General features: G+C 72.0%; 24 protein-coding genes and 1 tRNA gene. 12 read left to right on the top strand and 13 right to left on the bottom strand.

Translation table 11 applies throughout. The features are described from left to right. The first annotated feature begins 43 nt into the window (after positions 1–43). The 3 genes from SOM35_RS12675 (at position 44) to SOM35_RS12685 (ending at position 2,567) form a co-directional block, all read left to right on the top strand. The gene (locus SOM35_RS12675) at positions 44–916 is read left to right on the top strand and encodes an alpha/beta hydrolase (RefSeq protein ID WP_308118888.1); all 873 of its coding nucleotides are present in this window, start codon (positions 44–46) and stop codon (positions 914–916) included. Between the two features lie 71 nt (positions 917–987). Next, positions 988–2,037: a lipoate-protein ligase LplAB gene (locus tag SOM35_RS12680; RefSeq protein ID WP_320515659.1), complete on the top strand. Its 1,050-nt coding sequence runs from the start codon at positions 988–990 to the stop codon at positions 2,035–2,037. A 203-nt stretch (positions 2,038–2,240) separates the two neighbouring features. Then, the gene (locus SOM35_RS12685) at positions 2,241–2,567 is read left to right on the top strand and encodes a hypothetical protein (RefSeq protein WP_320515660.1); all 327 of its coding nucleotides are present in this window, start codon (positions 2,241–2,243) and stop codon (positions 2,565–2,567) included. 63 nt (positions 2,568–2,630) lie between these two features. Here SOM35_RS12685 and SOM35_RS12690 read toward each other — a convergent pair whose 3' ends face one another. From SOM35_RS12690 to SOM35_RS12735, 10 genes are all read right to left on the bottom strand, one after another. Beyond that, the gene (locus SOM35_RS12690; protein WP_253467395.1) at positions 2,631–2,915 is read right to left on the bottom strand and encodes a GNAT family N-acetyltransferase; all 285 of its coding nucleotides are present in this window, start codon (positions 2,913–2,915) and stop codon (positions 2,631–2,633) included. Positions 2,916–3,019: 104 nt separating this feature from the next. Continuing rightward, positions 3,020–5,425, bottom strand: coding sequence for an MDR family MFS transporter (locus tag SOM35_RS12695; protein ID WP_320515661.1), 2,406 nt, complete (start codon positions 5,423–5,425; stop codon positions 3,020–3,022). A 146-nt stretch (positions 5,426–5,571) separates the two neighbouring features. Next, positions 5,572–6,465 carry a hypothetical protein gene (locus SOM35_RS12700; RefSeq protein WP_221852510.1) on the bottom strand — a complete coding sequence of 298 codons (894 nt, stop codon included), beginning with the start codon at positions 6,463–6,465 and terminating at the stop codon, positions 5,572–5,574. Between the two features lie 32 nt (positions 6,466–6,497). Next, entirely contained in the window at positions 6,498–8,117 is a 1,620-nt protein-coding gene (pgm, locus tag SOM35_RS12705; protein ID WP_320515662.1) for a phosphoglucomutase (alpha-D-glucose-1,6-bisphosphate-dependent), read from the bottom strand. A 262-nt stretch (positions 8,118–8,379) separates the two neighbouring features. Next, positions 8,380–8,628, bottom strand: a complete 249-nt coding sequence (locus SOM35_RS12710; protein WP_301221984.1) for a hypothetical protein — start codon at positions 8,626–8,628, stop codon at positions 8,380–8,382. A 121-nt stretch (positions 8,629–8,749) separates the two neighbouring features. Continuing rightward, positions 8,750–9,418, bottom strand: coding sequence for a class I SAM-dependent methyltransferase (locus SOM35_RS12715; protein WP_320515663.1), 669 nt, complete (start codon positions 9,416–9,418; stop codon positions 8,750–8,752). Then, a complete protein-coding gene (locus SOM35_RS12720) occupies positions 9,415–10,053 on the bottom strand; it encodes a TIGR04282 family arsenosugar biosynthesis glycosyltransferase (RefSeq protein WP_320515664.1) in 639 nt (212 codons plus the stop codon). Before SOM35_RS12720 ends, SOM35_RS12715 begins: the two co-directional genes overlap by 4 nt. Further along, positions 10,050–10,805, bottom strand: a complete 756-nt coding sequence (locus tag SOM35_RS12725) for a glycosyltransferase family 2 protein (RefSeq protein WP_308118890.1) — start codon at positions 10,803–10,805, stop codon at positions 10,050–10,052. The genes SOM35_RS12720 and SOM35_RS12725 overlap by 4 nt, the downstream gene beginning before the upstream one ends. Positions 10,806–11,164: 359 nt before the next feature. After that, complete coding sequence (locus SOM35_RS12730) at positions 11,165–12,235, bottom strand: NAD-dependent epimerase/dehydratase family protein (protein WP_221852519.1); 1,071 nt, start codon at positions 12,233–12,235, stop codon at positions 11,165–11,167. Continuing rightward, positions 12,232–13,119: an MTAP family purine nucleoside phosphorylase gene (locus SOM35_RS12735; protein WP_320515665.1), complete on the bottom strand. Its 888-nt coding sequence runs from the start codon at positions 13,117–13,119 to the stop codon at positions 12,232–12,234. The genes SOM35_RS12730 and SOM35_RS12735 overlap by 4 nt, the downstream gene beginning before the upstream one ends. A gap of 121 nt (positions 13,120–13,240) precedes the next feature. Between SOM35_RS12735 and SOM35_RS12740 the strand changes: the two genes are divergently transcribed. The 8 genes from SOM35_RS12740 to SOM35_RS12775 all read left to right on the top strand — a co-directional run bounded on the left by SOM35_RS12740 (position 13,241) and on the right by SOM35_RS12775 (position 20,195). Next, the gene (locus SOM35_RS12740) at positions 13,241–14,497 is read left to right on the top strand and encodes a molybdopterin molybdotransferase MoeA (protein ID WP_320515666.1); all 1,257 of its coding nucleotides are present in this window, start codon (positions 13,241–13,243) and stop codon (positions 14,495–14,497) included. Next, positions 14,494–14,964 carry a cyclic pyranopterin monophosphate synthase MoaC gene (gene moaC, locus SOM35_RS12745; RefSeq protein ID WP_320515667.1) on the top strand — a complete coding sequence of 157 codons (471 nt, stop codon included), beginning with the start codon at positions 14,494–14,496 and terminating at the stop codon, positions 14,962–14,964. The genes SOM35_RS12740 and moaC overlap by 4 nt, the downstream gene beginning before the upstream one ends. After that, entirely contained in the window at positions 14,961–15,476 is a 516-nt protein-coding gene (locus SOM35_RS12750) for a MogA/MoaB family molybdenum cofactor biosynthesis protein (RefSeq protein WP_320515668.1), read from the top strand. The genes moaC and SOM35_RS12750 overlap by 4 nt, the downstream gene beginning before the upstream one ends. Then, positions 15,473–15,910: a molybdenum cofactor biosynthesis protein MoaE gene (locus tag SOM35_RS12755; protein ID WP_320515669.1), complete on the top strand. Its 438-nt coding sequence runs from the start codon at positions 15,473–15,475 to the stop codon at positions 15,908–15,910. Before SOM35_RS12750 ends, SOM35_RS12755 begins: the two co-directional genes overlap by 4 nt. Before the next feature lie 50 nt (positions 15,911–15,960). Next, on the top strand, positions 15,961–16,599 hold the full coding sequence (locus SOM35_RS12760) for a hypothetical protein (RefSeq protein WP_320515670.1): 639 nt from the start codon (positions 15,961–15,963) through the stop codon (positions 16,597–16,599). 91 nt (positions 16,600–16,690) lie between these two features. After that, entirely contained in the window at positions 16,691–17,089 is a 399-nt protein-coding gene (locus tag SOM35_RS12765; protein WP_320515671.1) for a PLD nuclease N-terminal domain-containing protein, read from the top strand. Next, on the top strand, positions 17,086–17,748 hold the full coding sequence (locus SOM35_RS12770; protein WP_320515672.1) for a hypothetical protein: 663 nt from the start codon (positions 17,086–17,088) through the stop codon (positions 17,746–17,748). Before SOM35_RS12765 ends, SOM35_RS12770 begins: the two co-directional genes overlap by 4 nt. 593 nt (positions 17,749–18,341) lie before the next feature. Next, the gene (locus tag SOM35_RS12775) at positions 18,342–20,195 is read left to right on the top strand and encodes an ABC-F family ATP-binding cassette domain-containing protein (protein WP_320515673.1); all 1,854 of its coding nucleotides are present in this window, start codon (positions 18,342–18,344) and stop codon (positions 20,193–20,195) included. Between the two features lie 64 nt (positions 20,196–20,259). Here SOM35_RS12775 and SOM35_RS12780 read toward each other — a convergent pair whose 3' ends face one another. Next, a complete protein-coding gene (locus SOM35_RS12780; RefSeq protein ID WP_320515674.1) occupies positions 20,260–20,754 on the bottom strand; it encodes a MarR family winged helix-turn-helix transcriptional regulator in 495 nt (164 codons plus the stop codon). Between the two features lie 79 nt (positions 20,755–20,833). Between SOM35_RS12780 and SOM35_RS12785 the strand changes: the two genes are divergently transcribed. Next, positions 20,834–20,905, top strand: a tRNA-Gln gene (locus tag SOM35_RS12785). A gap of 16 nt (positions 20,906–20,921) precedes the next feature. On the opposite strand, the gene SOM35_RS12790 is transcribed toward SOM35_RS12785, so the two are convergent. Beyond that, positions 20,922–21,266, bottom strand: a complete 345-nt coding sequence (locus SOM35_RS12790; RefSeq protein ID WP_320515675.1) for a hypothetical protein — start codon at positions 21,264–21,266, stop codon at positions 20,922–20,924. A gap of 28 nt (positions 21,267–21,294) precedes the next feature. After that, complete coding sequence (locus tag SOM35_RS12795) at positions 21,295–21,444, bottom strand: hypothetical protein (RefSeq protein ID WP_320515676.1); 150 nt, start codon at positions 21,442–21,444, stop codon at positions 21,295–21,297. Between the last annotated feature and the right edge of the window lie 6 nt (positions 21,445–21,450).

Here is a 21,450-nt window from a genome sequence, read left to right on the forward strand (position 1 = left end):
TGAACGCCGGGTGAACAGGTCCGGGGTCTGCCAGGATGCTGCCGTGCCCACGTTCTCCGCCGCCCGCGGCGACTCCTCGTTCGTCGACGCCCACGGTGTCGAGATCGTCTACTCGACCTGGCGTGCCGGCAAGCCGCGGGGCGTCGTGCAGATCGCCCACGGTGTCGGGGAGCACGGCCTCCGGTACGAGCCGCTCGCGCAGGACCTGGTCCGCGCGGGGTGGACCGTGCAGGTGAACGACCATCGCGGGCACGGCCGCACCGGCCTGGGGCAGTGGGACGGCGACCACACCAAGCTCGGTCGCCTGGGTCCGGGCGGGCTCCGGGCCGCGATCGCCGCCGTCGAGCAGATGACCGCGGTCGCGAAGGCCGACGACCCCGGCCTGCCCGTCGTGCTGCTCGGCCACTCGTGGGGCTCCCTGATGGCGCAGCGGATCGTGAACACCTCGTCCGAGCAGTACGCCGGCGTGGTCCTGTCGGGCAGTGCGCTCCGTGTCCCGGGGCTGATGAACGGCGGTGACCTCAACCGGCGGCACGCAGCGTCCGGCCCGACGAAGCACGAGTGGCTCACCCGGGACCGCGCCGTCATCGAGGCGATCGGGCTCGACCCGCTGGTCGTCGAGGCGGACGTCATCGGCCTGTTCGGGCTGCCCGACACCCTGCGGTTGCTCGGTCTGCCGCGCCGACGGATCCCGCACGACCTGCCGGTGCTGCTGCAGGTCGGCTCGGACGACTCCCTCGGCGGGCCCCGCTCGGTCGAGTTGCTCGCCCGCGCGTACCGGCGGCGTGGGCGGCTCTCCGACGTCACCGTGCAGGTCTACGACGGGGCGCGGCACGAGGTCTACAAGGAGACGAACCGGGACGAGGTGGTCGCCGACCTCGTCGCGTGGCTCGACCGGGCCGTCCCGCGGCGTTGAGCACGGTCGCGCCTGTCGGACGGGAGGCACGTGCCGGGCCCGCCACGGGCCTCCCGGAATAGGGTGGCGGCATGCACGGTGAGTACAAGGTCCCCGGAGGCAAGCTGGTCGTCGTCGACCTGGAGGTCGTCGACGGCAAGATCGACCAGTTCCGCCTGGCGGGTGACTTCTTCCTCGAGCCCGACGACGCGCTGCCGCTGATCGACAAGGCCGTCGACGGCCTGCGCGCCGACACCGACGCGGCCGGCATCGCCGCCGCCGTCCGGCACGCACTGCCCGAGGACGCCGTCCTGCTCGGCTTCACGCCCGAGTCCGTCGGGGTCGCGGTCCGCCGGGCGCTGTCGCGGGCCTCGTCGTGGCGGGACTACGAGTGGCAGGTCATCCACGAGGGGCCGATCAGCCCGAACGAGCACCTGGCGCTCGACCAGGTCCTCACCGAAGAGGTCGGGGCCGGACGCCGCGGGCCCACCCTGCGGATCTGGGAGTGGGACCAGCCGGCCGTCGTGATCGGCTCGTTCCAGTCGCTGAAGAACGAGGTCGACCCGGCCGGAGCCGAGAAGTACGGCGTGCAGGTCGTCCGCCGCATCTCCGGTGGCGGCGCGATGTTCATGGACGCCGGCGCGATCATCTCGTACTCGCTGTACGTGCCGACCGAACTCGTGCAGGGCATGACGTTCGCCGACTCGTACGCGTACCTGGACGAGTGGGTGATCGAGGCGCTGAAGTCCCTCGGCATCGACGCGTACTACCAGCCGCTCAACGACATCACCTCGACCAAGGGCAAGATCGGCGGCGCCGCGCAGAAGCGCCTGGGCACCGGGTCGCTGCTGCACCACGCCACCATGAGCTACGACATGGACGGCGAGAAGATGGTCGAGGTCCTCCGGATCGGCCGCGAGAAGATGAGCGACAAGGGGACGACGAGCGCCGCGAAGCGGGTCGACCCGCTGCGGTCGCAGACCGGACTGAGCCGGGCGGAGATCATCGACCGGCTCGTCGGCACGTTCACGACGCTGTACGGCGCGACCGAGGGGCACGTGACGGACGCCGAACGGCAGAAGGCGCAGGAACTCGTCGACACGAAGTTCGCGACGCGGGAGTGGCTCGAGCGCGTGCCCTGAGCGCGGGGCCGCGGGTGCGCGGGCTGCCGCTGCGGCTGCGCCCGCCGAGTTTCGCGCTGGGCGACAGGGCTCGGGCGCGAGGTGGCGCGCGGTGTCGCTGGGCGCGAAACTCGGTGCGGGCAGTGCGGTGCCGTCCGTGCGGATCACGAGGATCAGCCGCGCGGCGGATGTCCTCCGCCGGACGGCCACGTAACGTCGCTGCCGTGAACTGGTTGATCTTCCTGGGGGCGGTGGCCGCTGCGGTCGTCGTGATGTGGATCGCCGACCGCGTGGGCTGGATCGACCTGTCGAACAAGTCCACACGCGGGGGCGGATCCGGTGGCGTCGTGTCGATGATGGACGAGGTGTTCGCGCCGACCCGACACGAGACGCAGGCCGAGTACGAGCGGCAGTCGCGCCTCCCGCGAGAGGCTCCGACGCCGGCGCGCGACGACCATGACCTGCTCAGCGGTACCGTGCTCATCCGGGTGCCGTCGGCGCGGGCCGGCAGCGGCGCGCACCGGGCCGGCACCCACGACCGCTCGTACTGAGACGTCGCGCGACCCGTTGGGCGCACTGCCGGCGGAGGCCGTCGGGCTCGCTGCCGACGCTGCTCAGCGCGTGAGCAGGTCCTGGTGGTCCGGGTGCCGGTCCAGCCACGCGGCGACGTAGCTGCACTCGGCGACGACCCGGCGTTCAGAGTTCGCCCGCACGTCGTCCAGGGCGTGCTCGACGAGGATCGAGGCGTGCCCGCCACCCCGGTGCTCCGGGTCGACCTCGGTGTGCACGAAGTGGATCGCGTCGCCGTCGACCTCGTAGGCGGCGAGGCCGATGACGGTGCCGTCCTCGACGAGGGAGTACTGGTTCTGGTCGGTGTCGTTGCGGACTTCGAGACTCATCCTCCGGACGCTACGCCGGACACCTCCCGCGACACGCAACGTGGGCGGCTGCACACCGCGGAGTACCGCTGCGTGCAACCGCCCACGTTGCGTTCCGCGAGGGGCTAGCCGGCCGTGTGCCGACCGTGCGGGTGCTCGTCGGCCGGCGGTTCGGTGTCGCCGGCGGCGTGGGCGCCGTGCTGCGTCCGGATCGCACCGGTCGCTGCGGGAGGCTCGTCCACCGGTGTCGACGACGAGTGCGCTCCGTGGGTGGACGCGTGGGGCAGGGGTGCCCGGGTGTCGTCCGTCGACGTCGCACTCGTGGTCGTCGTCGGCAGGACCGAGACCGGCGAACCACCGGCCGAGCGGGCCGAGCGCGGCTGCGCGGGCACGTCCGGCGAGGTCGGCACGATCGACATCGACCCGGTGTCCGGCGAGACGAGCGAGCCGGAGCCGGCCGCTGCCTGCTGGGCGTCGACGGTCAGACGGTCGTCGTCGGCGGTCTTCCGCGCGGCGTCGGCCTGCTCCTGCAGCGCCGAGGTCTTGCGGAGCGGCGGCACCTTGAAGAACCAGGTGAGGACGAATGCCAGCAGGATGACCGCGAGGCCGACCCAGTAGACCGTGACCGCCGAGTCGCTGAACCCGACCAGGAACGGACGGCTCAGACGCTTGTCGGAACCGTTGAGGAACGACGTGTCGTTGGTGGACGACGTGCTCGTCGAGGTGCCGCCCTTGCCGTCGCGCAGCTGGTCGACGAGCTTCGGCGCGACCGTGTCGACGATGTTGCTGCGCTGCGAGGCGTTCGAGTAGTCGACCTGCAGGGTGCCGTCGACGACGTCCGCCCCGACCTTGGCGGCCGCGGTCTGCAGCGCCTGCTGCTCGGCGTCGCCCTTCGCGTCGGCGACCTGCTGGGCGATGACCGTGTCGGCGGCCGCGGCGGGGATGGTGCCCACGTCGACCTGCTGCTGCACGGCTGCGGTCACCTGCTTCGTCACGGCCTGGTCGGCTGCCTGCTTCGCCTGCACGGCGCCCTGGTCGAGACCGTCCTGGACGTTCTTCTTGATCGGGGTGACGATCGGGTCCCAGATCTGGTTCATCACGCCCTTGTTCGCCTCGGCGTTCGCCACCGCGGGGTTGAGGGCGGCGTTCAGGGCGCTCTTCAGGTCGGACTCGTTCTGCAGCGCACCGGTGATGTTCGTCGGCATCAGGCTGAACAGCACCGACAGCAGCACCGCGGTGCCCATCGTGCCGCCGATCTGACGGAAGAACGTGGCGGCACTCGTGGCGACGCCGATGTCCCGCGGCGAGACGGAGTTCTGTGCGGCGAGGGTCAGCGTCTGCATGAGCTGACCGAGCCCGAGACCGATGAGGAACATGCCGGTCATCAGGAACCAGAGCGGCCGGTCCGCGGTCAGGAACGTCAGGACCGTGTAACCGACGGCGGTGAAGGCCGTACCGGTGACCGGGAAGATCCGGTACTTGCCGGTGCGGGACACGATCTGACCGGATGCGATCGACGAGATCATCAGGCCGAGGACCATCGGGAGCATCGCGAACCCGGACTCGGTCGGCGTCACGCCCTTGACGATCTGCAGGTACAGCGGGATGGTCAGCATCGCGCCGAACATGCCGAAGCCGATGAGCACCGACAGCACGGCCGCCATCGAGAACACGTGCGAGCTGAAGAGCTTCAGCGGCAGGATCGCGTCGTCGCCCATCGCCCGCTCGACGATGACGAACGCGATCAGGCCGAGCGCACCCACCCCGTAGCAGGCGAGGGCGCCGGGGGATCCCCAACCCCACTCACGACCCTGCTCCGCGATGAGGAGCAGCGGCACGAGCGTCACGATGACGAGGGACGCGCCCCACCAGTCGATGCGGGGCTTGCGGCGCTCGCCGTACTTCGGCAGGTGCAGGAAGGTCAGCACCATGAACAGCGCGATGATGCCGATCGGGACGTTGATCAGGAAGACCCAGCGCCATCCGGAGATGAAGAGGAGCTCGTTCGCGCCGGCGAAGACACCGCCGACGAGCGGGCCGATGACGGACGAGATGCCGAAGACGGCCAGGAAGTAGCCCTGGTACTTGGCGCGCTCACGCGGGGCGAGCATGTCGCCCATGATCGCGAGCGGCAGGGACATCAGGCCACCCGCGCCGAGACCCTGCAGGGCACGGAACCCGGCGAGCATGAGCATCGACGTCGAGAACGACGCGGCGAGCGAGCCGAGGATGAAGATCGCGATCGCCGTGATGAACAGCGGGCGTCGACCGAAGAGGTCGGACAGCTTGCCGTAGATGGGCGTCGTGATCGTCGAGGCGATGAGGTACCCGGTGGTGACCCACGCCTGCTGGTCGAGACCGTGCAGGTCGTCGCCGATGGTGCGGATCGCCGTGCCCACGATCGTCTGGTCGAGGGCGCCCAGGAACATACCGGCCATCAGGCCGTAGATCACGAGCAGGATCTGGCGGTGGTTCATCACGACGTTCGACGACGTCGTGGGGGCCGCGGGTGCGGTCGCGGTCTGTGTCATGTGCGGGACTCCCGAAGATTTTGCGCTGCGTGCAAAGTTACAACTCGGGCAACGGCAGCGCGCACCGGGAACGCGTTCCTGTGGAGATCGGCAGCCGTCCACAGCGTGATGTGGGGCAGACCTCCGGGGTGGCCGGCGGGGACCCGTCAGGCGACGGCTTGCTCCAGGGCCTCTTGGAACCGCTCGTCGACCTCGATGCGGAGTTCGCCGGTCTCCTGGTCGAACGACGAGACGGTGGACACCTGGTCGTGACGGGAGAACAGCAGGTGCGGGCTGAGGAGCCCACCGGGCAGGCCGGCGTCCTCGTCGCCGAGGATCCGCACGAGCAGGCCGGCGAGCGTCTGGATCGCCTGCAGGCTGTCGGCGTCGCGGATCGGGACGGCGAGCAGCAGGTGCCGGTGCGGGACGGCGAACACGGTGCCGAACGGGGCGGCACCGAACAGGGCGGGCAGGTTGACGGCCTTCGACGCAGTGAACAGCGACTCGCCCTCGACGAGGTGCACGCCCGGCGCGAGTTCGGCGTTCGCGTCCACCGGTTCGGCGTCCGTGTTGAAGCGGGCCATCGCCCAGAGTTCGTCCGCACCGATCGCGAGCTTCGGCAGCGTCTGCGTCGCCAGGGTGCTCACCATCGTCGGGTAGTCGACGCAGAGCCCGAGGACGAGCCCCGGGGCGAACGGTCGCGCGTACGTCAGGTCGGTCGGGTCGGAGCCGTCCTCTGCGAGCAGGCGGAGCCGGACGCGGTCCCGCAGCTCGTCGGCGCTCAGTTCTTCGGGCGTCGGCTCACGGTGCGCCTGCAGCATCCGGTCGAAGTGGGCCCGGACGATGGCCGTCCGGCGCTCGTCGTTCTCACCGCGGACCTGGGCGGCGAGGTTCGCGAGCAGGTAGACCTGCCCGTCCGCCCCGAGCAGACGCACGTGTGCGGGGTCGTCGCCCGGCCCGTCCACAGTCGTCTCGACACCGCGCTCCGCCAGGGTGCGCTGCGCGAGCACGACGAGGGGCAGCGACTCCGCCACCGGCTTCTTCCGTCCGAACAACGCCATGCTGCTCAGCCTTCCACGGAACCGAGCGCCTGTCAGGACCCGAGGGCGGCGTCGACGATCTCCTTGGCTTCGCGCTGGACCTGCTCGAGGTGCTCCTGCCCGACGAAGCTCTCGGCGTAGATCTTGTAGACGTCCTCGGTACCGGAGGGGCGAGCGGCGAACCAGGCCTTGTCCGTGACGACCTTGACACCACCGACGGCGGCATCGTTGCCCGGCGCCTTCGACAGCTTCGCGGTGATCGGGTCGCCCGCCAGGGTCTCGGCGGTGATGGCGTCGCCGTCGAGCTTCGACAGGCGGGCCTTCTGCTCCTTGCTGGCGGCGGCGTCGACGCGCTGGTACACCGGGTCGCCGAAGCGCTCGGTGAGTTCGGCGTACAGCTGCGACGGGGTCTTGCCCGTGACGGCGACGATCTCGGACGCCAGGAGCGCCAGGATGATGCCGTCCTTGTCGGTCGTCCACGCGGTGCCGTCCATGCGCAGGAACGACGCACCCGCGGACTCTTCACCGCCGAAGGCCACCGAGCCGTCGATCAGCCCGGGGACGAACCACTTGAAGCCGACCGGGACCTCCCACAGACGACGGCCCAGGGACTCGGCGACGCGGTCGATGATGCTCGACGACACCAGGGTCTTGCCGATCGCGGCGTCGTCGCGCCACTGCGGACGGTGCGCGTAGAGGTACTCGATCGCGACGGCGAGGTAGTGGTTCGGGTTCATCAGGCCGCCGTCGGGCGTGACGATGCCGTGCCGGTCGGAGTCGGCGTCGTTGCCCGTCAGGACGTCGAAGTCGTACTTGCGGGCCACGACCGACGCCATCGCCGAGGGGCTCGACGGGTCCATCCGGATCTTGCCGTCCCAGTCGAGCGTCATGAACGACCAGGTCGGGTCGACGTCCGGGTTCACCACGGTGAGGTCCAGGCCGTAGTGGTCGCGGATGAGGTTCCAGTACGGCAGCGAGGCGCCCCCGAGCGGGTCGGCGCCGATCTTCACGCCGGCACGCTTGATCGCCGCGATGTCGATGATGTTCTCGAGGTCGGCGACGTAGTTGTGCAGGAAGTCGTAGCCGTCGTGGGTGGCGTGCTCGGCGCGCTGCACCTCGGCGTTGCCGCCGGCGATGATCGCGTTGGCGCGGTCCGCGATCCACGAGGTGGCGTCGCTGTCGGCGGGGCCACCGTGCGGGGGGTTGTACTTGAAGCCGCCGTCGCGGGGCGGGTTGTGGCTCGGGGTGATGACGATGCCGTCGGCGGTGTCGTCGTGTCCGGCCGTGTTGTAGGCGATGATCGCGTGGCTCAGTGCCGGCGTCGGCACGTACCCGTTGTCGGCGTCGGCGAGGACGTGCACGCCGTTGGCGGCCAGGACCTCGAGCGCGGTGCGTTCGGCCGGTCCGGACAGCGCGTGGGTGTCACGTCCGATGAAGAGCGGACCGTCGGTGCCCTGCGCTGTGCGGTACTCCACGATGGCCTGCGTGATGGCGGCGATGTGCGTGTCGTTGAACGCACTGTCGAGCGACGAGCCGCGGTGTCCCGAGGTGCCGAACACGACCTTCTGCTCGGGGTTCGTGACGTCCGGGACCCGGTCGTAGTACGCCGCGGTGAGCGCATCGAGGTCGACGAGGTCGTCTGCGGTCGCTGGGGTTCCGGCACGGTCGTTCATGACCCCATCCTGGCATCGCCGTGGTGGATGCGCCCACGGTTGTGGAGAACCGTGCGGAGCGGGTGCGGGGAACCGTGCGGAGCCGTTGCGGGGAACCGCGCGGGGGACCGCCGGGACGAACGCGAGCGGCCGCCTTCCTCGGGCTGGGGGGAAGCCGAGGAGTGCGACCGCTCGCGGTCTGGCTGCTCGCCGCGCGGGCGAGCCGTTCTGGGGGCGGATCGAGACGACCTGCCGACGGTGCTGGGGACACCGGGCGCCGGGGTCAGGCCGTCCGGAACGACCCGGTCGCGGTGCGGACGGACCCGGTGACGGTCCGCGTGCTCGAGGTCGCCGTGCTCGGACGACGGAACTCGGTGTCGACGAACCGACCGATGTGTCCGGCGGGGACGCCCGTGTAGGTGCCGGTCTCCGCGTCGACGCGCATCGCACGGCCGGTCGAGGTGTAGGTGCCGAGCTCGTCGTGCTGACGGAGTCCGCTGACGAAGGTCCCGCCGAGGGGGAAGGTGCTCATGGTGCTCTCCTCGCTGTCATGCCGAGGTGCCGCGACCATCGAGCCGATGGGTCCGCGACACCATCGACTGCTGGGCACCACTCTACGTCGTTCTCTTGCATCATGCAAAAGAAGACGGGAGTCAGGCGATGAGCTCACAGAAGTGCCGGCCGCCGTCGGTCCAGCTCTGGCGGGCTGTGAGCCCGGCCGTGGCGGCGTGGGCGTGCAGTGCAGTGAGCCCGACCTCGGCCCACGGGAACGCGGAGCTCGCGTGGCCGTCGGCGTCCGTCACGGTGGCGACGTAGGTGCGGTCGGCGTCGGCGTCGCGGTTCGTCTCGACGACGACACGGCCGCCGTCCCGGACGATCTCGGCAGCACGGGCGAGCAAGGCGACCGGGTCGCCGCCGATGCCGATGTTGCCGTCGATGATGAGTGCGGTGTCCCAGTGGCCTTCGTCCGGTACCGGCTCGAAGACCGATCCCTGGACCGCCCGACCGCCGGAGCGGGTGGCGATCGCGACCGCTTCGGCCGAGACGTCGACACCGAGTGCCGGCAGCCCCATCCGCAGTGCCGCGACGAGCATGCGCCCCGGCCCGCAGCCGAGGTCGATGACCGGACCGTCGGCGCCCTCGAGCAGGGACCGGTCGACCCGGTCCGCCGCGGCGCTCCAGCGTCCGACGTCCATCGTGACGACTTCGCCCGGACGGTCGGGGTCGGTCAGCCGGAGTCGGCCGTCGGAGCGCAGGGCCCGAGCGTACGGTTCGTCGCCGCCGGCCCCGAAGGCCTGCATGGTGCTCGTCGTGTCGGTCATCGGACACCTCCGGTGGTCGTCGTGGTCTCGTCGGCCAGGGCTGCCGCGAACCGCGTGGTGGGGGCGAGGGCTGCGACGCGCTCGGCGTCCGGCAGCGTGTCGACGTCGAGCAGTTCGGTCAGGAGGCCCGTGTCCAGCCCGGCGGTCCGCAAGCGTTCGAGCTGCACGGCGCCGGTGTCGTCCTGCGACATCGGGACGCCACGGATCAGGTCGCCGGTCGGCTGGCGCATGAACAGCGACCAGAAGCCGCCGTCCTCCGCCGGACCGAACCACGCGTCACGCTCGGCGCCGTCGAACACGGGGGCGAGGGCGTCGACCGAGACCTGCGGGGTGTCCATGCCGACCAGCAGCAGGGGCTCCTGCACGGTGTCGAACAGGAAGCCCAGGCGCTCGTCGAGTCCGCCACCGGGCTGGTGCAGGACGTCGAAGCCGTCCGCGCCGTCGGGCAGGACGTCGCCGTCGTAGAAGAGGACACGGCGAGCCGCCGGCAGCGCCGACACCGTGGCGAGCGTGTCCGCGAGGCTGGCGGCGGCGACCCTGGCAGCACCCTCAGGCGTCAGGGCCGGGGTCAGGCGTGTCTTCACCTTGCCGGGCAGGCACTCCTTGGCGACGACGGCCACCGTGATGCCGGTCACGAGCGCACCTCGGCGGTGGTGGGTTCCGCAGCCGCGGAGGTGGCGGCGACCCGCTGGCGGACCGACACGGGCGCGACGGTCCGGGTGCGGGCCTCCCGTCGGTAGGCGCGGAGCAGACGTGACATGTCCTTGACGGCGTTGACGGTGCCGCGGAGCGTGCCGGTGACCTTGCTGTCGCCGATGCGCTGCGCGTAGCCGATGTCCGACTCGTCGACGCGCCAGCCGGCGGCGTGCGCGGCGAGGACCATCTCGAGCGGGTAGCCGCTGCGGCGGTCGCGGAGGTCGAGGGCCACCAGGTCCTCGCGACGCATCACGCGCATCGGGCCGAGGTCGGTCAGTCGGTAGCCGGTCGCGCGGCGCATCAGGACGGCGAGGACGCGGTTGGCGAACCGTGCGTGCGGCGCCCAGGCGCCGCGGCTGGTGGGGACGCGGCGACCGAGGGCCAGGTCGACCCGGCCGTCCGCGACGCGCTGGACGAGGGCGGGGAGCTCAGCCGGGTCCATCGACGCGTCGGCGTCGCAGAAGGCCACGTAGTCGGCGGTCGCCGCGGCGACACCGGCCGCGCAGGCGGAACCGAATCCGCGGACCGGCTCGGTGACGACGAGGGCGCCGTGCGCGCGGGCGACGTCGGCCGAACCGTCGGTGGAGCCGTTGTCGACGACCACGGCCCGGTACCCCTCGGGCAGGCGGCCGATGACGGACGGCAGCGCGTCCGCTTCGTCGAGGCAGGGGAGGATCACGTCGACGCTCATGGAGACCATTCGGTGCGGGTGCTCCGAGCGATGGGTCGCGGTGGTCGCCTCGTCAGTCGGGCGCGTCGGTTCGGGGCCGACGGCGTCCGCTGCGGGGTGTTGTGTCATGCACCCAACCCAACACGAGGTTTCTGACCGGGGTACGTGTCGGCGCGTCCGGCTGGCCGTTCTCCGCACCGTGGAGGTGGCCGCGACAGTGTGTCGGACGGGAGGCGCGCCCCGAGTGGGGGACGTGCCTCCCGTCCTGCAGGTGGCCGGGTCGGGACCGGTGGCCGGATCGGGACCAGCGGACGGCGCGGGACCGGCGGTCGGGTCGGCACCACCGCCGGGTCCGACCGGCGTGGCCGGGGGTCGTCCGGTCAGCGCACCGCGGCGCGGAGCGGGGCTGTCGCGAAGTCGCGCATGCCCGCGGTGAAGTCCACCTGCGCGTGCCAGCCGAGCTCCTCGGCGATGCGGGCCGAGGACGCGGTGACGTGGCGGACGTCGCCCAGGCGGTACTCACCCGTGACGACCGGCTGCGGGCCGTCCGGACCGGCGATCGCGGCCGCCATCTCGCCGATCGTGTGGACCGTGCCGGAACCGACGTTGAACGCCCGGAACGACTCGGCCGGGGCGGACTCCGTCGCGGTGATCGCCGCGAGGTTCGCGCCCGCGACGTCGTCGACGTGCACGAAGTCGCGACGTTGTGCGCCGTCCTCGAACACCCGGGGGGCCTCGCCGCGGGCCAGTGCCGACCGGAACAGCGACGCGACACCCGCGTAGGGCGTGTTCGCCGGCATGCCCGGGCCGTAGACGTTGTGGTAGCGGAGCGCGACCGCGCGACCGCCGGTGGCGCGGGTCCACGACGAGGCCAGCTGCTCCTGCGCGACCTTCGTCTGGGCGTAGACGTTCCGCGGGTCGAGGGCTGCCGACTCGTCGATCAGGCCCGGCAGCAGCGGGCGGCCGTCGGGGCCGATCGGGTCGAACTGCCCGGCGTCCAGGTCCTCGCGGCGGCGGGCCGGCGGGCGCAGCGGCTCGCCGTCCGCGGTCGTGTACGCGCCCTCGCCGTAGACGACCATCGAGCTGGCGACCACGAGGCGGCCGAGGTCCAGCCGGTCCATCGCGGCCAGCACGTGCGCGGTGCCGGCGTCATTGCTCGACACGTAGTCGGGCGCGTCCTGGAAGTCGACACCGAGCCCGACCTTCGCTGCCTGGTGGCAGACCACGTCGACCTGGTGCAGCGCGGCGTCGAGCGCCACCCGGTCGCGGACGTCGCCGTGCACCAGCTCGATGCCGGCGGTGCGGTGGGCGGTGACCACGGCCTCCGGATCGCCGTGCACGTCGGTACGCAGGGAGTCGAGGACGCGGACCTCGTACCCGGCGGCCAGGGCCTGCCGGACGATCGTCGAGCCGATGAACCCGGCGCCGCCGGTGACGAGCAGGCGGGTCACGGGCGGAGCTCCAGCACGCGGGCGGAGGCGCTCGCCGGCACGAGCTCACGCGGGGCGTAGTCGTCGGGGATCGCGGCCACGATCGAGCCGATCGCGCGGACGATCACCTCGTTCGCGCGGGCCAGGCGGTCCATCACGGCCTGGTGGGTGACCGGGGCGTCGGTGCTGGCGGTGCTCTCGGTGCTGCCGGTGCCGGTGCTGGTGCTGGTGGTCTCGTCCGTGGCCGTGGCCGGGGCCAGGCCCGCGTCGGCGTCGGTGACGAACGACAGGTTGACCGTGCCGATGCCGAGCTCGGCCGCCAGCGGGACCTCGGGCGACATCGTCATGTTGATCGTGTGGCCGCCGGCCTCGCGCATCCACACCGACTCGGCGCGGCTCGAGAACCGCGGACCCTGGATGACGACGCACGTTCCGGTCGGGCGGAACGGCACGTCCAGGGCGGCGATCGCGTCGATCGCCGCACGACGGAGCACCGGGTCGAACGGATCGGCGAAGGAGAGGTGCTGCACCTCGTCCTCGAAGTACGTGTCGGCGCGGCCCCATGTCCGGTCGATCAGCTGGTCCGTCACCACGAAGGTGCCGGGAGCGTAGTCGGGGTGCAGGCCGCCGACGGCGCTCGAGGACACCACGGCCCGGACGCCGAGTGAGCGCAGCGCCCAGAGGTTCGCGCGGTGCTCGATGCGGTGCGGGGCGACCGAGTGCGCGCGGCCGTGGCGCGTCAGGAACGCGACCCGGCGGCCGGACATCGTGCCGACGCTGATCGGGCTCGAGGTCGCACCGAAGGGCGTCGGGACGTCGATCTCGTCGGCGGTGCCGGGCTCGAACAGCTCGTACAGGCCGGATCCACCGATCACACCGATCGTTGCCGTCTTCTCGTTGTCCACAGGTCCTCCGGTCGTCCTCGGCGCTGGTCGGCGCCGTCGTTACGCTACAGATGCAGGCCAGGAACGGCCCGCGAGCGGTGCGTCGTCCGATGCGCCGCGTCAGGACCATTCGGAGGCGCGCGTGCGAACGATCGGTCAGCACCGGGAAGCAGTCCAGGCGCTCGTCGAGCCGGCCCTGCCGGGTGGGCGGGGAGACGCCGAGTCAGTGCCGGTCGTCGACCTGGCCGTGGCGTCCGGCGCCGGACGCGGCTACCGGGTGCTCGCGGCCTCCGTGCCCGCACCGACCCCGCTGCCCGCGTTCGACAACAGCCACATGGACGGGTTCGCCGTCCGCGCTGCCGACGCCGGTACCACCCTGCGCGTCGTCGCTCCGATCCCCGCCGGCCTCGTGCCCCCACCCCTCGAGCCGGGTACCGCAGCCCCGATCATGACCGGGGCGCGGATCCCGGACGGTGCCGATGCCGTCTTCCCCGTGGAGTCGACCCCCGCCGGTGCCTTCCCCGCCGCGCTCGACGCCGAGGTCGTGCCGGTGCCGGACGACCTGGTCGCGGGCACGTTCGTCCGCGTCGCAGGTTCCGACCTGCGCGCCGGGTCGGCCATCGCCCGCGCCGGACAGCCCGTGACCCCCGCCGTCCTGGGCGCCCTCGCCGGGGCGGGGGTCGCCACCGTCGACGTGTTCCGTCGTCCGCGGGTGCTCGTCGTGTCGACCGGCAGCGAACTGCTCGACGGCGGCGGTCCCGCCGCGGCCGGTGACCTCCGCGCCGGGGCGGCCATCGGCGACGCGAACGGTGTCGCACTGTCCGCCGCGCTCGCCGAGGTCGGCGTCGAGACCCGTCGCGTCCGGGTGCCCGACGACGCCGATCGGTTCGTCGACGCGCTCGACCAGGCCGTGGGGGAGTGGGCGGACATCGTCCTCACCACGGGCGGCATCAGCGCCGGGGCGTACGAGGTGGTCCGCCAGGCGCTCGAGCCCCGGGGACTCCAGGTGACACCGGTCGCGATGCAGCCGGGCGGTCCCCAGGCCCTCGGCAGCGTGACGATCGCCGGCCGGTCGGTGCCCGTCGTCGCCTTCCCGGGCAACCCCGTCTCGGCACTGGTGTCGTTCGAGGTGTTCCTGCGCCCGGTGCTCGCCCGGGCCGCCGGGCTGCCCGAGGCCCGTCCGAGTGCCGACCTGCCGAGTGCCGACGCGGCGACCTCGCCCGCAGGCAAGCACCAGGTCCGCCGCGGGACCATCGTGGACGGCCGTGTGCAGTTCGTCGGCGGGCCGAGCTCGCACCTGCTCTGGCACTACGCGGAAGCCACGCACCTCGTCCACGTCCCGGTCGGCACAAGCCAGGTCGACCCGGGCGACGTCCTGACCGTCTGGAGCATCCGATGACCGACCTGTCCCACGTCCGCGCCGACGGCAGCGCGCACATGGTGGACGTCTCCGACAAGGACGTCACCGCACGCACCGCCACCGCCACCGCGACGCTCGTCACCCGACCGGACGTCGTCGCCCGGATCCTCGACGGCTCGCTGCCCAAGGGCGAGGTGATCGGTACCGCCCGCATCGCGGCGATCATGGCGGTGAAGAAGACCGCCGACCTCATCCCGCTCTGCCACCCGCTGCCGATCGCCGGGGTCGAGGTCGACATCACCGGCGCCGAGGACCGCGTCATCGTCCACGTGTCCGTCCGCACGACCTCACGCACCGGCGTCGAGATGGAGGCCCTGACCGGCGCCAGCATCGCCGCCCTCACCGTGTACGACATGGTCAAAGCCGTCGACCGTGCAGCGTCGATCACGGACGTCCGCGTCCTCGAGAAGCACGGCGGACGTTCCGGCGACTGGATCGCGTCATGACCCTCGACACCCCGGACCGCGGTCGCGCCGCCGTCCTCGTGGTCTCCACCTCGGCCGCCACCGACCCCGCGCTCGACCGCACCGGACCCGTCATCGCCGAGTGGCTCCGCACCCGCGGGTTCACCGTCGGCGACCCGGCGATCGTCCCCGACGGCGGCCCCGTCGCCGACACCCTCAACGCAGCCGTCAGCGGTGGTGCCCGCGTCGTCATCACCACGGGTGGCACCGGCGTCACCCCCACCGACCGCACCCCCGAAGCCGTCGCGCCGCTGCTCGACCTGGAACTCCCCGGCATCGTCGAGGAGATCCGCCGCCGCGGTCTCGCCGGCGCCGGACCCACGGCACTCCTCAGCCGCGGAGTCGCCGGGGTCGTCGGCGGTCGGGCCTTCGTCGTCACGCTGCCCGGGTCCCGCGGCGGGGTCGCTGACGGGCTGGCCGTGCTCGACGGACTCCTCGACCACCTGCTCGCCCAGCTGCACGGCGACGGGCACGCCCCGCGGAGCGCCCCGTGAGCGGCACCGCAGCCGAACGGGTCGTCGTGGCCGACGTCGTCGACCGGGAGATCACCGTCGACGAGGTGTCGGCGGTCGTCGCCTCGGACCAGGACGGAGCCGTCGTCACCTTCGCCGGGGTCGTCCGCGACCACGACGGCGGCAAGGGGGTCACCGCCCTCGAGTACGAACGGCACCCGAGCGCCGGTGACGTCATCGCCTCGGTCGCTCGCAGCATCGCCGAACAGCACCCCGAGGTCCGCATCGCCGTACTGCACCGTGTGGGCGCCCTCGGCATCGGGGACGTCGCGCTCGCCGCAGCCGTGGCGTCCGGGCACCGGGCCGAGGCGTTCGCGGCCTGCGGTGCCCTGGTCGACCTCGTGAAGGAGCAGGTGCCGATCTGGAAGCACCAGCGCTTCACCGACGGGTCGGACGAGTGGGTCGCGGCCCTCTGACCGTGGGTGATGCGTCCTCTGAGGTCGCGGACGGTGTTCGATCGGGAGACGTGAGCATCGACCAGGACCTGGTGACCCGACGATGGGCGGCGGCTGACCGAGACGCGGAAGCGGTGCTCGCGGAGGAGGACTCGCTCCTCCGGGTCAGTGCGTGGTCGCGGTGGAGCCTGGGGCTCGGCGTCCTGGCACTGCTCGTCGTGACGGTCGGGTTCGCCGTCCTGCCCCGCGGAGACGACGACACCCTCCACGTAGTCGCCGGACTGTCGGTGGTGGGCGTGGCCCTGGGCGTCGTGGTCGTCCGCACGATCCAGGGGAACCGGGTCCGCGGACGCCTGGGCATGGCGTACCCGATGGTGACGACGGTGTTGACCAGCCGGGAACGCCAGGCCGTGCAGCGAGCGGTCACCGGTCGGACCCCGGTACCGGCCGATCGGCGGCGGGTCGTGCGCGCGGCAGCCCTGCTCCGTGCGGACCTCCTGCGCGTCGAACAGCCGCTCTGGTACGCGACGGTCTGGAGTGCCCTCGTCCTGGGGGCCGGGTCCTCGGACTTCCCGCTCGGTGCGTTGTACGCGGTGTCCGCCGTCCTCGTCCTCGTCGGAGCCGGGGTCGTCGGGGCTGATGTGTTCCGCGTGCGCCGAGTGCTCCGAGCCGGGGCGACCCCGGAGGACGCCCCCGGCTCATCTGCGTGAGCCCGTCCGCGGCGGCGATGGGTGTGCGCCAGCCCGGATCACGACCGCGGGTGTAGCGGGAGAACACAGCGGACCCATAGGATCCGGGGCCATGGGAATCCTGCTGTCCGGCGTGAGCGTCGTCCTGCTCGTGTTCGCGTTGATCGACATCATCACGCGGACCGACAGCGAGGTGCGCGGGCTGCCGAAGGTCGCATGGATCATCCTCGTGATCCTGCTGCCCGTCGTCGGCAGCATCGTCTGGTTCACGATCGGGCACGACTGGGCTGCCGGCCCGCGGAACCACGGCCGGTACCTCGAGCCCGCACGTCACGAGGACCGGTACGCCACCCTCGGCGCCGCGAAGAGCGCGCACGGGGACAAGCGTGTCTCGAGCACCGAGCAGGAACTCGCCGAGCTCGAGCGCGAGATCGAGTTCTGGGAAGCGCAGGCACGCTTGAAGCGGGCGAAGGAAGCGGCCGGCGAAGGCGACACGACGGCGGCGACGTGAGCCGGGCCTCCCGGCCGGACGCCTGGGCCGACGTCCCGCCGCTCTCGTTCGACGACCGGCGCTGGGAGTTCGTCGACCAGCGCTCCGCCTTCCTGACGGACGGTGCCGAACCGCAGGAGGTGCAGCGCAGCGGACGACGTCTCCGAAGCCGGTTGGTCGCGGCGGCGGCCCTGGTCGTGCTCGCCGGTGCGCTCGGGTGGTTGCTGGCCGTGCAGACGACGCCGCCGGCTCGGCAGCCGTCGGACACGTCGTCCCTGATCGGCACCGGCGCCTTCGTGATGGCACTGGTCGTCTGGGCGGTCGGGGTCGTGCGTATCAGCCGCGCGCGCTCGTGGCGGACGATGTGGTCCGATCCGCTGTCGGGGATGACGATGCGGGAGCGACGCGGGATCGAGCGGGTCCTCAGCGGTCGCGCGCCGGCTGAGCCGCACCGCGTCCGGGTGCTCCGACGGCTGGCGCAGCTGCGACTGGTGCAGAGCGAGTGGACCCTCTGGTTCACGGCGGGGTGGGTGCCGCTGGCGGTGGGGCAGTCCCTCGCGGCGGGCAACGGCGTCATGCTCTGGTTCGAAGCCGTCCTCGCGCTCGTGTTCGGGGTGATGTTCTTCGTCGTGACGAGGCAGCGGGAGCGGTGGCGGGCGTTCCTCGAGCGGACGGCGTGAGCCGCGCCTCCAGGCCGGGCTGACGGGAGGCGCGGGCTCGCGGCTGCGGGGCGCACGGCGGACGGACCCGGCGTAGGTCGGACCCGCCCAACGACATCCCGCTCGCGCCACGGGATCGGCCGGTTCGAACGGGATCCCGTTGTGCCCAGCCAGCCGGAACCGGCGGAGGCCCCGGGCATCTCGCACCGCGGCGACCGCGAGGCCGGCGCCGGTCGGACGTGGCGTCGGCCGGACGCGCCCAACGACATCCCGCTCGCGCCACGGGATCGGCCGGTTCGAACGGGATCCCGTTGTGCCCAGCCAGCCGGAACCGGCGGAGTCCGGGCGCCCCGGCGACCACGCGAGGCCGCGCCGGCTGGGCCCGGCGGCCCCGGGGCGGCCCGGACCGGGCGCCCGCCGGGCCCCGGCGCGAACCGGACCCGCACAACCGAATCCGGCTCGCGCCGCGGGATCCCGCGGTGCGAGGAGGACCCCGTTGGGCGCAGCCGATCGGAACCGCCCGCCCGGCGGCCCCGGCCCCGACCCCAGCCCACACCCCCTGGCACCCGACCCCCTGGCACCCTGCACCCCCGCGACCCGCCTACCCTGGTCAGGTGGCTCATCTCCTCGGCGCCGAGAACGTGCATCTCGAGTTCCCCACCCGTGTCGTCTTCGACAGCGTGACCATCGGCCTCGACGAGGGCGACCGGATCGGCGTCGTCGGCCGCAACGGCGACGGCAAGTCGACGCTGCTCGCGCTCCTTGCGCAGCGTCTCGAACCGGACGACGGCCGCGTGACGCACCGACGCGGGGTGACGATCGGCTACCTCGACCAGCGCGACGTCCTGCCCGAGGGCATGACCGTCGGGCAGGTCGTCGTCGGTGACCTCGCCGAGCACGAGTGGGCCGGCGACGCGAAGATCCGCGACGTCATCGGGGGTCTCGTCTCCGACATCCCGTGGGACGTCACGGTCGACGAACTGTCGGGCGGGCAGCGACGTCGGGTGGCGTTGGCGCGCCTCCTGGTCGGCGACTGGGACGTGCTGTTCCTCGACGAGCCGACCAACCACCTGGACGTCGAGGGCATCCAGTGGCTGGCCGAGCACATCAACCGCCGCTGGTCCGCGAACCAGGGCGGCATGGTCGTCGTGACCCACGACCGGTGGTTCCTCGACGCGGTGTCGACCGACACGTGGGAGGTGCACGACGGCGTCGTCGAGCCCTTCGAGGGCGGCTACGCGGCGTACATCCTGCAGCGCGTCGAGCGTGACCGGCAGGCGGCGTCGAGCGAGCAGCGCCGACAGAACCTGGCCCGCAAGGAGCTCGCCTGGCTCCGCCGCGGCGCCCCCGCACGGACGAGCAAGCCGAAGTTCCGCATCGACGCGGCGAACGCCCTGATCGACGACGTGCCCCCGATCCGCGACACCGTCGCGCTGTCGCAGATGGCGACGGCGCGCCTCGGCAAGGACGTCGTAGACCTCCTCGACGCGGGTGTGTCCTTCGACGGCACGATGATCATCGAGGACATCGAGTGGCGGATCGCTCCGGGTGAGCGGACCGGCATCCTGGGCCCGAACGGTGCCGGCAAGTCGACGCTGCTCAACCTGGTCTCCGGCAAGCTCCAGCCGACGACCGGCCGGGTGAAGACGGGCAAGACGGTGCAGATCGCGGTCCTCGACCAGCAGCTCGCCGACCTCGCCCAGTTCGCCGAGGACCGCGTGCGCGAGGTCGTGGCGCGCAAGAAGACGAGCTACGTCGCCGACGGCAAGGAGATGACGCCGTCGCAGCTGCTTGAGCGCCTCGGGTTCACGTCGGAGCAGCTCTCCACCCCGGTGAAGGACCTGTCCGGCGGGCAGAAGCGCCGCCTCCAGCTCATGCTGATCCTGCTCGACGAGCCGAACGTGCTGATCCTCGACGAGCCCACGAACGACCTCGACACGGACATGCTCGCCGCGATGGAGGACCTCCTCGACACCTGGCCGGGCACCCTGCTCGTCGTCAGCCACGACCGGTACCTGCTGGAGCGTGTCACCGACCAGCAGTACGCGGTCCTCGGTGGGCACCTCCGCCACCTGCCCGGTGGCGTCGACGAGTACATGAAGCTCCGGGCCGCGGGCACCGGTGGCGGGACGGCGTCGGCTGCTGCCGCGGCATCGGCCGGGAGGCCCGACACGGCCGGGTCGTCCGCCGTCGCCGCCGCCTCGGGGCTGCGTCCGGCAGGGACGGCGGCTGCGCCGACGCTCTCCGGCGCGGAGCGTCGCGTGGTGGAGAAGGAGATGTCGGCGCTCGACCGCCGCATCAGCAAGCTCGCCCTGGACCGGAAGAAGCGGCTCGAGGCGTTCGGCGCGCACGACCAGTCGGACTACGAGGGGCTCGGCAAGCTGCAGGCGGAGCTGACCGCGCTGGACGCCGAGGTCGAACAGCTCGAGGAGCGGTGGCTCGAGGTCGCGGAGCAGCTCGGGGTGTAGCGGGGTCCGGTCTGCTGGCTGCGGTCTGCGGGACGGGTGGACGTGCTCCTGCCGGGGGCTGGCGCTAGTCGCCGAGCCCCAGGATGAGCCGGCGCAGCAGTCCTGCCAGCTGGCCCTGGTCGGCTTCGGAGACCCCGGCCAGGATGTCCCGCTCCGCACGGAGCAGGTCCGCGATGGCGGCGTCCACCGCCCGCCGTCCGGCAGCCGTCAGGGACACCAGGATGCCGCGGCCGTCCCGGGGGTCGGTCCGGCGGGCGACCAGTCCGCGTGCGGCCAGTCGGTCCACACGGTTCGTCATCGTGCCGCTGGTCACCAGGGTCTGCTGCAGCAGGGCCTTGGGGCTCAGCTCGTACGGGTCACCCGCGCGTCGCAGTGCCGACAGGACGTCGAACTCCCACGGCTCCATGCCGCCGGCGTCGAACGCCTGCCGCCGGGCCCGGTCCAGGTGCCGGGCGAGCCGGTCCACCCGGGACAGCACGTCGAGCGGCGCGAAGTCCAGGTCCGGACGCTCCCGGCCCCACGCCGCGACGATCCGGTCGACCTCGTCCTCTGGCGGCATCCGTCCATCATGGCGTGGATCGGCGGCGCACGACCAGTGTCGGGCACATGGGAGGATGGTCGGGCTCCTCCGGGGGCGTTCCGCCTTGGTGTAATGGCAGCACGACGGCCTTTGGTGCCGTTAGGTCCGGGTTCGAATCCTGGAGGCGGAGCTCCTCGACGTGTGGATCACTCCACCGAGGAGCGCGGGCGAGTGCTCATCTCTTGGGCGGTCGCGTCTGCTTCGGTCTCGTAGATCTCGCCCCAGGCGATGCTCGTGGGCATGGCATCGACACGCAGTTCCGCGTCAGGCAGACAGATCTGCACGAAGTGCGGGAACGCGGGGAACGTCCACAGGTCTTCGTCCGCGAACCGACTCCAGAGCAACAATCCTCCGATGCCGAGCGGGTGGCCGAGTTCCTGACCGTTCAGCGGCGGATCGCAGCTGACCATCAGCGCATGGTGGCCGTTCGGCAGCTCGATCGGTCGTTCCACCTCGCACCGGAAGACGGACGAGAACCGCTCGCTGTCCATGGACGAGAGGAAGAAGACTTCTTGCATGTCATGACTCCGGGTTGATGCCGTCGACGCGATCGACGCGGATCGCGCCCGTTCGGATGCCGTGCGGGACGACGTACTCGTCGAGACCGACTCGTTCGCCGTCCAGGGCGAGCGCTGCCTCGTCTCGTGGTTCGATGAGCAGTATGCCCACCGTCAG

The sequence above is a fragment of the Curtobacterium sp. CFBP9011 genome (assembly GCF_034045095.1).
GTDB lineage: Bacteria > Actinomycetota > Actinomycetes > Actinomycetales > Microbacteriaceae > Curtobacterium.

What these genes read in the sequence shown, in the direction of transcription:
- SOM35_RS12750 (WP_320515668.1), top strand. Translation starts at nt 14,961, where the DNA reads ATGACCCTCGACACCCCGGACCGCGGTCGCGCCGCCGTCCTCGTGGTC.
- SOM35_RS12715 (WP_320515663.1), bottom strand. Translation starts at nt 9,418, where the DNA reads ATGACCGACACGACGAGCACCATGCAGGCCTTCGGGGCCGGCGGCGAC.
- SOM35_RS12780 (WP_320515674.1), bottom strand. Translation starts at nt 20,754, where the DNA reads ATGCCGCCAGAGGACGAGGTCGACCGGATCGTCGCGGCGTGGGGCCGG.
- SOM35_RS12765 (WP_320515671.1), top strand. Translation starts at nt 16,691, where the DNA reads ATGGGAATCCTGCTGTCCGGCGTGAGCGTCGTCCTGCTCGTGTTCGCG.
- pgm (WP_320515662.1), bottom strand. Translation starts at nt 8,117, where the DNA reads ATGAACGACCGTGCCGGAACCCCAGCGACCGCAGACGACCTCGTCGAC.
- SOM35_RS12695 (WP_320515661.1), bottom strand. Translation starts at nt 5,425, where the DNA reads ATGACACAGACCGCGACCGCACCCGCGGCCCCCACGACGTCGTCGAAC.
- SOM35_RS12680 (WP_320515659.1), top strand. Translation starts at nt 988, where the DNA reads ATGCACGGTGAGTACAAGGTCCCCGGAGGCAAGCTGGTCGTCGTCGAC.
- SOM35_RS12690 (WP_253467395.1), bottom strand. Translation starts at nt 2,915, where the DNA reads ATGAGTCTCGAAGTCCGCAACGACACCGACCAGAACCAGTACTCCCTC.
- SOM35_RS12725 (WP_308118890.1), bottom strand. Translation starts at nt 10,805, where the DNA reads ATGAGCGTCGACGTGATCCTCCCCTGCCTCGACGAAGCGGACGCGCTG.
- SOM35_RS12710 (WP_301221984.1), bottom strand. Translation starts at nt 8,628, where the DNA reads ATGAGCACCTTCCCCCTCGGCGGGACCTTCGTCAGCGGACTCCGTCAG.
- moaC (WP_320515667.1), top strand. Translation starts at nt 14,494, where the DNA reads ATGACCGACCTGTCCCACGTCCGCGCCGACGGCAGCGCGCACATGGTG.
- SOM35_RS12790 (WP_320515675.1), bottom strand. Translation starts at nt 21,266, where the DNA reads ATGGACAGCGAGCGGTTCTCGTCCGTCTTCCGGTGCGAGGTGGAACGA.
- SOM35_RS12700 (WP_221852510.1), bottom strand. Translation starts at nt 6,465, where the DNA reads ATGGCGTTGTTCGGACGGAAGAAGCCGGTGGCGGAGTCGCTGCCCCTC.